This window comes from Microcystis sp. LE18-22.4A (assembly GCF_027531105.1).
Lineage (GTDB): Bacteria > Cyanobacteriota > Cyanobacteriia > Cyanobacteriales > Microcystaceae > Microcystis > Microcystis aeruginosa.
On the sequence record NZ_JAPZRB010000555.1, the window covers coordinates 1 to 12,253 of the forward strand.

The 12,253-nt window shown below is 44.4% G+C and carries 10 protein-coding genes; 5 read left to right on the top strand and 5 right to left on the bottom strand.

The features are described 5' to 3' along the window. Positions 1–138: 138 nt before the first annotated feature. Both O9295_RS23875 and O9295_RS23880 read right to left on the bottom strand, forming a co-directional pair. Positions 139–1,725: a site-specific DNA-methyltransferase gene (locus O9295_RS23875; protein WP_288035799.1), complete on the bottom strand. Its 1,587-nt coding sequence runs from the start codon at positions 1,723–1,725 to the stop codon at positions 139–141. Between the two features lie 129 nt (positions 1,726–1,854). Then, positions 1,855–2,688, bottom strand: a complete 834-nt coding sequence (locus O9295_RS23880) for a photosystem II manganese-stabilizing polypeptide (protein WP_288035801.1) — start codon at positions 2,686–2,688, stop codon at positions 1,855–1,857. Between the two features lie 518 nt (positions 2,689–3,206). Here O9295_RS23880 and O9295_RS23885 point away from each other — a divergent pair. Both O9295_RS23885 and O9295_RS23890 read left to right on the top strand, forming a co-directional pair. Beyond that, on the top strand, positions 3,207–3,551 hold the full coding sequence (locus tag O9295_RS23885; RefSeq protein WP_004162734.1) for a hypothetical protein: 345 nt from the start codon (positions 3,207–3,209) through the stop codon (positions 3,549–3,551). A gap of 202 nt (positions 3,552–3,753) precedes the next feature. Next, a complete protein-coding gene (locus O9295_RS23890; protein ID WP_288035803.1) occupies positions 3,754–5,187 on the top strand; it encodes a phosphoglucomutase/phosphomannomutase family protein in 1,434 nt (477 codons plus the stop codon). 67 nt (positions 5,188–5,254) lie between these two features. Here O9295_RS23890 and O9295_RS23895 read toward each other — a convergent pair whose 3' ends face one another. Beyond that, the gene (locus O9295_RS23895) at positions 5,255–6,610 is read right to left on the bottom strand and encodes a (Fe-S)-binding protein (protein ID WP_012267049.1); all 1,356 of its coding nucleotides are present in this window, start codon (positions 6,608–6,610) and stop codon (positions 5,255–5,257) included. Positions 6,611–6,619: 9 nt separating this feature from the next. After that, a complete protein-coding gene (locus O9295_RS23900; protein ID WP_288035805.1) occupies positions 6,620–7,906 on the bottom strand; it encodes an FAD-binding oxidoreductase in 1,287 nt (428 codons plus the stop codon). Positions 7,907–8,162: 256 nt separating this feature from the next. Here O9295_RS23900 and O9295_RS23905 point away from each other — a divergent pair, with 256 nt between their 5' ends. Together O9295_RS23905 and radC are read left to right on the top strand one after the other, a co-directional pair. Beyond that, the gene (locus O9295_RS23905; RefSeq protein ID WP_288035807.1) at positions 8,163–9,350 is read left to right on the top strand and encodes an aspartate aminotransferase; all 1,188 of its coding nucleotides are present in this window, start codon (positions 8,163–8,165) and stop codon (positions 9,348–9,350) included. A 97-nt stretch (positions 9,351–9,447) separates the two neighbouring features. Next, positions 9,448–10,179, top strand: coding sequence for a RadC family protein (gene radC / locus O9295_RS23910; RefSeq protein WP_288035809.1), 732 nt, complete (start codon positions 9,448–9,450; stop codon positions 10,177–10,179). A gap of 83 nt (positions 10,180–10,262) precedes the next feature. On the opposite strand, the gene O9295_RS23915 is transcribed toward radC, so the two are convergent. Beyond that, the gene (locus O9295_RS23915) at positions 10,263–10,553 is read right to left on the bottom strand and encodes a DUF4164 family protein (protein ID WP_072927055.1); all 291 of its coding nucleotides are present in this window, start codon (positions 10,551–10,553) and stop codon (positions 10,263–10,265) included. A 503-nt stretch (positions 10,554–11,056) separates the two neighbouring features. On the opposite strand from O9295_RS23915, the gene purM reads away from it, so the two are divergent. Next, positions 11,057–12,082: a phosphoribosylformylglycinamidine cyclo-ligase gene (gene purM, locus O9295_RS23920; RefSeq protein ID WP_288035811.1), complete on the top strand. Its 1,026-nt coding sequence runs from the start codon at positions 11,057–11,059 to the stop codon at positions 12,080–12,082. Positions 12,083–12,253 lie beyond the last annotated feature (171 nt).

A 12,253-nucleotide genomic window follows, 5' to 3' on the forward strand; every position in this document is an offset into this window, starting at 1 on the left:
CTTCATAATAAATATTGGCAGAGGATTAAAGATTAGTTATTGTGACTAATTTTTTTGGTTAGAAAAAGATAAACTTGAGAATCTTCAGTCAAATTTATTGACTCAAAATCAGCTGTACTTAATTTAAATGAATCAACCCTAGGGGTTGGGGGGGTAGCTCCCCGGTGTCTGAGATTTTACCCCCCCCTGCCCTACCTTCAAAGGGGGGGAGTTAGTTGGTTGCTGGGGAATAAGGATTTTTGTACCTTTTCTTAGACAGGTGATATCTAATACTAAATCGCCGGGGTCGGTGGTCATTAATAGACAGCGTTGGATGACTTTTGTTGATGTTTGAACTACATATATTTTTTCATATACTAAAGCTCCGCCTCCTGTATCCATCCAAATATTTTTGATTTCTGAAATAGGATAATCAGACAAAAACCGTTTATAACAAAGACTTTTTCCTTCTAAAATTAATCTATTTAACTCTCCTAATTTTGTTAAACCAGAAGGTACAATAGACCAATGTCTTCCTTTTGGCGGATAAAAAGTTTGTCCATTCCACTCAAAAGGTAAAGATGTTTCTCCAGATGTTTCTCCTTGAGAATTTAAAGCAGTAATTCTAAATCTTTTTCCTTCTGGGATAATTTCTAATCCTTGTAATTGCTCATTAGATAATCTTTGATTAGTCCCATCTGGTAATTGTAAATAACAATATCTTTGATCAGTTTCTTCTTGAGAACGTGAAACAAAAATTGGTCTAAACTTTAAAGTTTGATTATTTTTTGAATACCACAAAATAATGTCGTATATGCTATCAATTCTATTACTAGATTTGCCTGCTGTGGTTTTAAAAGCAATCTGTGAAACAAAATTCTCCCCACCAAAAACCTCATCCATCAATTCCCGAACATGATGAACATTCTCATCGGAAATCTGCACAAAAACACTACCGCTATCAGTCAACAACTCCCGGGCCAATAACAAACGATTGCGTAAATAACTCAGATAGGAATGTAACCCTAATTCCCAAGTATCTCGATAAGCTTGCACCATCTCCGGTTCGCGGGTGAAATCATCGTCATCGTTGTGTTTAACGTCGCGTTTTCTGACAAAAGGTTGAAAATTAGAACCAAATTTTACCCCGTAGGGAGGGTCAATATAAATCATCTGCACCTTACCCCCCATCCCCTCGTATTGCAGTAGGGAGTTCATCTTCACCAAGGAGTCACCGAGAATCATCCGGTTTACCCATTTATCGTGATACTCATAAGCTCGGAGAATCTGGTCAGTAATTGACCATTTAGGGTCATTAAATAGTTCAAATAGATTCAATTGTTCCCCTTTTTCCACCTTGTGGGATTTCAGGGTTTCAATAATTGCCCTAGTGGATAAACGTTCATGGACAAATAAGGGTAAAGTCGGCACTTCAAAAAATAATCTTTCGGCCTTTCCTGTCCAATTTAAAAACGGTTCACCGATTGCCTTGAGTTGATGCGCTGCTATTTTGGCGGTTTCTAAATCTTCTGCTGCGAGAATTTGCTCAATTAAGGCCTCAGCTTCTTCTCGTGCGGGGTTTTCATCCCAGTTTAACTCTGGGGACAAGGAGGAATCATAACGATAGGTGACAGGGGGTTTTTTCTTCTTGAAGTGGGGTTCTGTGCCAATATCGGGACGCTGGGGATGTTCCTCGCCATGGTTGTAACTTTTGGCTTCCGTTTGCTTGTTCGTCTTCTTGGGCATTAGCAACTCTTCCTCCAAGGCGAGGTCAATCTTTATTGTAACTGCTCAACAACCCCAAGAGAGCCGAAAAAAAGCGAACTTCTCTGGGGAGAAATTCGCCTTAATTTCCAGAAATTCTGAATTTATTAATTAGGCACGAGCTTCGAGACGACCGTAGAAAATGCCGCGAATTTTCACTTCTTCAGCATCTTTTGCGCCTAAATCGGTGTCGGAAGGCTGCTCACTTTCAAAAACACCAGCAAACTCGCCGGTAGAAGCGTCAACTTTAGTTACCTGTAAAGACATAGTACCTTTACCCAGTTCCGTCGCTTTGACGTTAGCGCGCTGGAAATCTTGACTATCAGCACTAGCGGGTAAAGCAACAGCATTATCATAACCCGTTACCACGCCCCGACCTTTGGGATCTAAGAAACCAGCGCCACGATAGGAGGGAACTTTAAATTCGCCTTCAAAATCCGTGGAACTGTTAATCGAGTTAAATCCGGCTTCGGTTTTGCCAGTGAAACCTTTAATGGTAAAGAAGAGGGGAACTCTTTCACCTCCGGGTAATTGTACGGTAACGGGTTGGAAATCGATACCGTCTTCTTCCTTGAGGGTTAAAACACCGTCTTCGGCTACGCTTAAACTCGCTGTCATCTGTTCTAAACTGGTGGTATCTCTGGTTAGGAGTTTACCCGGGATAAAGGTGGCTGCTTCCCGCTTATTAACGGGTTCACCCTTGACAAAATATTCTTGGGGTTCCAAGCATAAATCTGTCACCACATAACTTTCGCCGCGTTCTAAGGGGAGAGTACCCCGGGTGAACTCGGAAATCTGGGGACATTTGTTAGCTAATCCCGTGTTTAAAATTTCATCATAGGTTAGCTCGTTTCTATTCAGGACGGCACTAGGCGCGTCGCTACAAGCTGTCAACACCCCTAAGCACAAGGCTAAAAAGGCAACTAACAAGGCACGAAATCTCATCTATGTCAACCTCTCTTTGTCAATCTTTACAATTACTACCCTTGATCCATAGCCTGATGAATTATCGAATCGGTCGGGCCAATTCACCGAAACTCAGTTTATCAAAGATCAGTGACCATTGAGAAGATGGGAGACAGGGGACGGCAGGCAGGGGATAGGAGTCAGGAGATAGGAGTCAGGAGATAGGAGTCAGGAGACGGGAGGCAGCCGGCAAGAGGCAACAGTAAAGAGATTGGAGGAGATTCGGCTAATCGAAGAATAAGCAGTTTAAATACGTCTTAGCTTAGGAGTCAGTCCCGATGAAAAAATTTTCACCACCACAGATGAAAGAGGTTTCCTTCCCCACACCCCACACCCCACACCCCACACCCTACACCCCACTTCCCCACTTCCCCACTTCCCCACTTCCCCACTTCCCCACTTCCCCACTTCCCCACACCCTCTTTCAAGTCAGGAGGCTCTCAGTAACTGATAGCTGATGACTGATATGATTGGTGTGACTGTTTTCAAATAGGAACATGAATAGCCGATTGCCGGGAGATAACAGCCAATTAGATAGCCAACTAGATTCCCTTGTAACGACGGTGACAGCGATCGCCCAAGAACAGCAGGGAGATTGTAACGGTTTGTTAATGTTGCTGCGAACTTTAGAAAATTTACATCGGCAAATTCGCGAGCAGATGTTCGAGCCATCTTTACCCAATACCCGTAAGGACTTATACGGATTACTCCGGGATATCGAGGAAACCGGGGGATGGCCCTATATAGAACGGATGAAGTTACAAATGTTAATGGAAAAATTATTAGCCAGTGAAGTCGGCGCGCTCGATTCGGCGGCAAAAACCGATGATCGAGAAACCTGAAAAGGTATTGGGTTTTTAGGGTGTTAGGGTGTTGGGGTTTTGGGGTTTTAGGGTTTTAGGGTTTTAGCTGAAATTCCCCATTTCCCCATTTCCCCATTTCCCCATTTCCCCATTTCCCCATCTCCCCATTGCCTATCGCCAAGGGGTACGGAGCGGGTTACAGTATTGGGAAAATGGATATTTTAGGGGTAGTTCGTAAATCATGACCACCGTGAACCCGATTAAATTTGGAACCGATGGCTGGCGCGGGATTATCGCCGCCGATTTTACTTTCGATCGAGTCGCTCTGCTCGCTCCCTTGGCGGCTCAGGTTTTAGCGGATAATTATGGTCAGATCACGGGTTCGCGGACGATGATCGTCGGCTATGATCGGCGGTTTATGGCGGAGGATTTTGCTCAAACTGCGGCGGAATCGCTTCAAAAAGCCGGTTTTGATGTGCTTCTCTCCCAATCCTACGCTCCGACTCCCGCTTTTAGTTGGGCAGCTCGAGCAGAAAATGCTCTCGGTGCGATCGTGTTAACCGCCAGTCATAACCCAGCCAAATATCTCGGTTTGAAGGTTAAAGGTTATTTTGGTGGTTCTGTCTCGCCGGAAATTACCCAACAAATTGAAGCTTTATTGTCTAATCCGCCGCAATTTAACGCAGCTGCCGGTAAATTAAACACTTTTGAGCCATGGTCAGGTTATTGTCAGGGTTTACGCCAAAAAGTTAATATTGCCGCTATTGCCAACGCGATCGAATCGGGACAACTAAAAGTTTATTCCGATGTCATGCACGGTGCGGCGGCTACCGGTTTAGAGCGTCTTTTGGGGGTGGGGATCACGGAATTACGCGGCAATCGCGATCCTTTGTTCGGTGGCGGCTCTCCAGAACCTTTACCGAGAAATTTGAGGGAAATCATCGATAAACTGGCTCACAGCGCAAATTTAGCCCCTTTGCGAGTAGGTTTGGTCTTCGATGGGGATAGCGATCGAGTAGCGGCGATCGATGGTCGGGGGAATTTTTTAAGCACCCAAAATCTCATCCCGATTTTAATCGAGCATTTAGCCGGCAAAAAGGGAATGAGAGGGGAAATTGTCAAAACGGTGAGCGGTTCCGATTTAATCCCCAAATTAGCCAGTTTATACGGTTTATCGGTCTTTGAAACCCCGATCGGTTATAAGTATATCGCCGATCGAATGTTGACCACTCCTGTGTTAATTGGTGGGGAAGAGTCGGGAGGTGTCGGTTATGGTACTCACATTCCCGAACGGGATGCTTTATTATCAGCTTTATACGTTTTGGAAGCGGTGGTAGAATCGGGCCAAGATTTAAGCGATCTTTACGCGCAATTACAGGATAAAACCGGGTTTCATTCTGAGTATGATCGCATTGATTTACCCTTAGCTAATATGGAAGCTCGCGATCAGTTAATTACTGCTTTGGATAAGGAACCCTTAAGGGAAATTGCTGGTAAACAAGTGACTGATTGTAATACTATGGACGGTTATAAATTCCGTTTAGAAGATGGCAGTTGGTTGTTAATTCGCTTTAGTGGGACCGAACCGGTTTTGCGTCTCTACTGTGAATCTTCAACCCTCGATCGAGTTGATGAAATTCTCACCTGGGCCAAATCTTGGGCTATCTATATCTAATAGAAAACGGGTTTCTTGAAGAAACCCGTTTTCTATTTTCAAAAAATTAAGATAAAACGGGGATGAACTAGGAAATTTTCAGCCCGCGAATCGCATAATCTAATAATTCGATGGGATGAATAACGGGTGTATCTTTTCCCTGTAATTGTAGATGTTTTTTAATTTGTAGGGAACAACCCGGATTAGGAGAAGCAATCACCGCAGCCCCAGTATTTAATAAATTGCGTACCTTCTGCTGACCTAATTCATCGGCAGTATCTGGCTGTAGCATATTATAAACTCCGGCACTGCCACAACACAAGGCCGCATCGATAGGTTCTTTTAAGTTAATATTGGGGATTTTTTGCAATAATTGCCGTGGTTGCACGGAGATTTTTTGTCCGTGTAAAAGATGACAGGCATCTTGATAAACTAGGGTTAATTCTGTCTCGGTAATCGCAGATAAATCAGCAGTTAACCCCACTGCGGCTAAAAATTCTTGGGCATCGCGTACTTTAGCCACAAACTCCTTAGCCTTATCTTTATATTCAGGATCGTCGGCTAAAATATGATGATATTCCTTGAGAGTATGACCACAACCCGCCGCATTGATAATAATATAATCAACCTCGGTTTCTGCGAAACTATCGATCATTTGTCTGGCTAAACTTTGTGCTTGTTTTTCCTGTCCTTGATGTGCGGGTAAAGCGGCACAACAACCCTGGGTTTTTGGGATAACCACTTCGCAACCATTGGCAGTTAAAACCCGCACTGTTGCTTCATTTACCGGCGAGAAAAAGAGGCGCTGCACACAACCTAAAACTACTCCCACTCGATAGCGTTTTTCAGTTTGGGAGGGAATAACATCGGCATAGTTTTTAAACAAAGAGGACAGGGTAATTTTGGGTAAAATTGATTCCATCGCCGCTAGACGGGGAAAGAGCATTTTTAAGATACCCGATTTCCTGACTAGGGTTTGTAATCCCAGGGTTTGATATAACCAGAGGAAGGGTAAAAATAATTTGAGACGGAGGGGATAGGGAAAGAGATTAAAAATGAGAAAACGAATAATTTTATCTTTAAAACTGCGGGGTTGATTGCGTTCCACTTGCGGACGAACTGCGGCGATTAATTGATCGTATTGTACTCCCGATGGACAAGTACTAACACAGGCTAAACAACCTAAACAAGTATCAAAATGTTGGCTAGTGGTTTCGTCTAAAACTGCTTCCCCTTTGTTAATGGCATTCATCAGATAAATTCTGCCCCGGGGGGAATCCATTTCTTTGCCAATCACTCGATAACTGGGACAGGTAGATAGACAAAAACCACAGTGAACACAACTATCGATTAATTCTTGGGCAGGGGGATTCTTGGGGTCAAATCCTTGATTTTTTTGGTCGATTAATTCTTGAAAGTTAACGGAATGTTCGGAGGTTTGCATGATTTTAAATTAGATTTTGTTAAGAAAGCGTTCAGGACTAAAAATACCGTGAGGATCGAATTTAGTTTTTAGGGTTTTCATCATGGTAATCGCGTTACCTGTATAGCCCCAAGGTTCAATTTTTTCTTTTAGCGATGGCGGCGCAGTTAACACCGTTAAATAACCCTGATTGGCACTGCATAAAGAGCGAATTTTGTCAAGATTTTCCTCCGATTTTAAGATAACTTTACCCACCCCACTACTAATATTAATCGAGGCTAGTCCGTTAATTTGGTCGATCACTAGAGCTAAATTGCTGGGTAATAATCCTATTTTGCCGAAAAAATTGCCCTCTTGGTCATAATTATCGATTGTTTTTCGGTATCTTTGCCCTAGAGAAACTTCTTCCTCATCCCGATAATAATTAGTCTGACAGTCTAACTGTTGCCCCAAATAACTCACCTGTTGCGATTGTTCGCTAATACTTTCGGGAATGCTTTGAAAACGCAGCAGTAAAGCGACTTTTTCCCCTAATCCTAGTGCTTGCGTCATCCCTGGGTTTAAACATTCAGCCACGGTGGGAGTTAAGGCCGATTGCCGAATAACTTGACTTAATTTACTAATATTTTCGCTATTTCCTCTAATTATCAGGGTTTCTGAGTTAGCAGTTTGGGGATACAGTCGTAGGGTAATCTGATCGATAATCCCTAAAGTGCCGTAGGAACCCGTAAATAGCTTCATCATGTCGTATCCCGCCACATTCTTGACCACACGCCCTCCAGCTTTAGCAATCTCGCCATCGTGACGGATAAAGGAGAATCCTAGGATCAGATCCCGGACACCACCGTATCTTTGCCGCCATGTTCCCGCGTCGGCTGTGGCTATAATACCGCCAATCGTGGCATTATCGGCGTAACTGGGATCAAGAGGAATAAATTGACCGCTAGGAGCTAAAAAAGCCTGTAAATCTGCTAGTTTAAGCCCAGCTTGCACGGTTATAGTTAAATCTCCCCTAGCATGGTCAATAATCCGGTTGAGATTTTGGGTACTAACTAAAATATCGGGCGACTCGACTAACCCACCCCAATCTAATTTACTGCCTTGACCGTAGGCCAGTAAAGACAGACGATTTTCGTTGCTAAAACGCACCAGAGAGGATAAAGCAGCCGTATTAGCGGGATAAACTATAATTTCAGGACTTTTGCCCCTAATTGCCCTTGATAATCTTTCTTGTTCCTCTTTTGGCACTTGTTGCCAGGTAATAACTGTCGTGTCGGGGGGTAAAATAGAAGTTATCTGAACAGCGATCGCAGTCATATTTTACAAAAGAATTGAGGAGTGAGGAGTCAGGACTTACCGGCCGATAATGGCGAAGAATGGGGGTAATGCTGGGGCTAATCAGTAATTTTCAGCCTCTATTAATCAGATTACCTTAGTTTGGCTCTCCATCTCCGATGTCAGGCAATTCTAGCAATATTGAGGCACAAAGAAGTCAGCTTAATAACTGACTGCTAAATTAGCCATACACTCGTGTCATAATGTTAGATTACCTCGATCAGTAAGCCAAGAAGTAATGAGTGTAGATTGGACGAATAGCCGCGCCAAGCGATTAAGTGCCTTACCCCCCTACGTTTTCGCCCGCTTGGATGAATTAAAAGCCTTAGCCCGCAAAGAAGGACTAGATTTAATCGATTTAGGTATGGGCAACCCAGACGGTGCTGCCCCGCGTCCAGTTATCGAAGCGGCCATTCAAGCTTTTGAAACCCCCCAATTTCACGGTTATCCACCCTTTGAAGGAACCGCCAGTTTCCGAGAGGCGATCGCTAAATGGTATGATCGCTCTTATGGTGTGGAACTCAATCCCGATAACGAAGCTTTACCGCTGCTAGGTTCCAAAGAGGGCCTATCCCACCTGGCTTTGGCTTATGTTAACCCCGGCGATGTGGTCTTAGTTCCCAGTCCCGCCTATCCCGCCCATTTTCGCGGTCCCTTGATTGCTGGGGCGACGCTATACCCGATCATTTTAAAAGCAGAACAGGATTGGCTGATAGATATCGATTCTATCCCCGAAGATGTGGCTAAACAGGCGAAAATCCTCTATTTTAACTATCCCAGTAACCCCACCGCCGCCATTGCCCCCCGAGAATTTTTTGAGAAAATCGTTGCCTGGGCCCAGCACTATGAGATTATGCTCGTCCATGATCTCTGTTATGCTGAATTAAGTTTTGATGGTTATCAGCCCACCAGTTTATTAGAAATTCCGGGGGCAAAAGAGATTAGTGTGGAATTTCATACCCTCTCGAAAACCTATAATATGGCCGGGTGGCGCGTCGGTTTTGTCGTGGGCAATTCCGATATTATTCAAGGGTTACGCACCCTGAAAACCAATCTCGATTATGGCATCTTTTCCGTCATCCAAAAGGCGGCCGAAACCGCCCTACAACTGCCGGATGAATACGTCAAACAAGTACAGGAAAGATACCGGCAGCGACGAGATTTTTTCATCAAAGGTTTGGCGCAATTAGGTTGGGATATTCCCCCCTCTAAGGCGACAATGTATCTCTGGGTCCCCTGTAGCGTCGGTATGACTTCCACGGATTTCGCCCTCAGCGTCCTCCAAAAAACTGGTGTCGTGGTCACTCCGGGCAATGCTTTTGGAGAGGGAGGGGAAGGTTATGTGCGCGTCAGTTTAATCGCCGATATCCCGCGATTAGGGGAAGCTTTACAGCGCCTCGAAGATGCGGGAATTCGCTATCGGTAAGGAGAGTTTTTCCCCTTGATTTGCCAGCCAAATCCCTCTAGGCACTGGCTAAAATTGCGATTATGATGGAATTTTATCGCGGTAGCTTGCCACTTCCATGACCTACAGCTTAAGAATTGCCGATATTCCCGTCAGTGAAAGACCCAGGGAACGTTTAATCAGTGTCGGGGCTAAAAACCTCAGTAACGCCGAATTATTAGCGATTTTACTAGCTACAGGTCAAGGTAAAGGCAAACTCTCGGCAGTGGGTTTAGGACAGCATATTCTCAACGAATTGAGTAAATATCGCCGGGAGCCTTTGGACGTTTTGAGGGATATTCACCCCCAGGAATTAACCGCTATTCATGGCATTGGACCGGCTAAGGCCACTACTATTCTAGCGGCGATCGAATTGGGAAAACGGGCTTTTCAACGACGACCGACGGAAAAAATGGTCATCGATAGTCCCGATACCGCTGCCGCTATTCTTGGACACGAACTAATGTATCAGTCTCAGGAACGTTTCGCCGTTATTTTACTCGATGTCAAAAATCAGTTAATCGCACTCAAAGTGATTACTATCGGCACAGCCACAGAAACACTGGTACATCCGCGAGAAATCTTTCGAGAAGTAGTGAAACAATCAGCTACTAAGTTAATTATCGCCCATAATCACCCCACTGGGTCACTTGCGCCTAGTCAAGACGATATTTTACTCACAGAACAATTATTACAGGGAGCCACCTATCTAGCCATTCCTCTCCTAGATCATTTGATCCTCGGTAATGGCAACTTCCAAAGTCTTCGCCAAATCACGGATCTTTGGGAAAAATATCCCCAAGAAGATTGACAGAAAAGACATTCGATCAAGTAGTTTAATTTTTTAGCCGTTTCAATTGGGCGTTAATTTCTGCAAACATTATGCGATCGCTGTCAAGGATTGGGGAGAAAACCAAAAATTTTGGCCGCTCCTCCTAAAATGGCAACAACCAAAGCTATCAGAATCCCCCGATTGGTAAATTCTTGATCAGCGACCCTTGCAGTTAACCCTTTAATTTCTGCGGTTAGTCGCTCATCTAAAGCTTTAATGTCCCCTCTTAATTCTGATTGTCCTATCTCTAGCTTGTTTAAACGCTCGTTGACATCTCTTTGTAAAAAGTCGATTTTCCCCTCAATCCTTGTCAAGACAGCCTCAAGGGAATAAGTGACCGTTTCGTTAGACATTTTGCTAAACTCCTAATTAATTAGGGCTTGCTGAATAAATGTGAAATGTAGGCAAGGTAAGAGTTTTGTGGCTTTTCTTGCGAAACAGGTGCAAGATTTTGAGATAATCGTGCTTCAAAACCTGGCATCTTGAGCGGCGATTGCGTCCTGTAGGGGCGAAGCATTCGGGTAATAACCTATCGGTGAAACCGTAGATTTTCTATCCGAATGCTTCGCCCGTACTTTTTCAGCAAACCCTAATTAAGCAATCTCAATTAATTGTTAGATAGTGGCGCAGGCTTCTGGTTCTTTGTATTTTATCTTTAATTGTAACCAGCTACTTAGTCGATGAGTCGATCATAGGTGCTGCGTTACGACGGATTCTCACCTTCGAGTCAAAGCAGCAATTTTGGCCGTCTCGCGCACCCTTTCCTCCCCACTTCCCAATTCATAATTCATAATTCATAATTCCCATGGGACCGAAATCTGGGTAAAATTTGAGAGATACAATCGGTCAATTGGGCATGGATTATAAAGAAGCGGGCGTGGATGTGGAAGCGGGACGCGCTTTTGTCGAGAAAATTCGCCAAAATGTGGAAAGTACCTTCCGTCCCGAAGTTATCGGCGGTTTAGGCGGTTTTGGCGGCTATTTTCAGTTACCTTCCGGTTATCGGCAACCGGTGTTAGTATCGGGAACTGATGGTGTGGGAACCAAGCTGAAAATTGCCCATAGTCTCAATTGCCATGATACGGTGGGAATTGACCTCGTGGCCATGTGCGTCAACGATGTCTTAACCTCCGGGGCTGAACCTTTATTTTTCTTGGATTATCTCGCCACCGGTAAACTGGAAGCGTCACAGTTAGCAGCGGTGGTATCGGGAATCGCTAGGGCCTGTCGTGATAGTGGTTGTACTCTTTTGGGAGGGGAAACGGCGGAGATGCCGGGGTTTTATTCGGCGGGAGAGTACGATTTAGCGGGTTTTTGCGTCGGTATTGTCGAAAAAAGTCAATTACTCGACGGCAGTAAGGTGCAAATCGGCGATGTGGCTATCGGTTTAGCCAGTAGTGGGGTTCACAGTAACGGTTTTAGTCTTGTTCGTAAGATTATCGACACCCAGAGCTTAAATTGGCAAGATTGCCCCGAAATTTTGGCTGGCTCTAGCTTAGGTGAAGTTTTGTTAACTCCCACTAGACTTTATGTCAAACCTGTGCTAGAACTTCTGCGCTCTGGGTTAGATATTCACGCCATGGCCCACATTACCGGGGGTGGCATCCCGGAAAATTTGCCCCGCTGCTTAGGTAAAGGGCATTCCGTGCAGATTTACCGCGAAAGTTGGCCAGTTTTGCCGATTTTTCACTGGTTAGCCCAGATGGGATCGGTTAATCCCGAAGCCATGTTTAATACTTTTAATATGGGTATCGGTTTTGTGATCATTGTCCCATCAGATCTGGCTCGATCGACTATTAATCAACTACAATCCTCTGGGATTAATGCCTACCAAATCGGCGAAGTGATTGCCGGCAAGGGGGAGATTGTTGGGCTTGATTAAGCTGAAAAAACTCTTTCAGCAAACCCTACTTAGGGTCTGCTGAATAAATCTAAAAACCTTGTTGGATAAGAATTTTAGACTTTTTTCCCATCAAAAAGTGCCAGACATTGGGGTGATCGGGGGGGAAATTTAGGCACTTTTTCCCTGAAAATTAGGTAATTGACCCCCTGA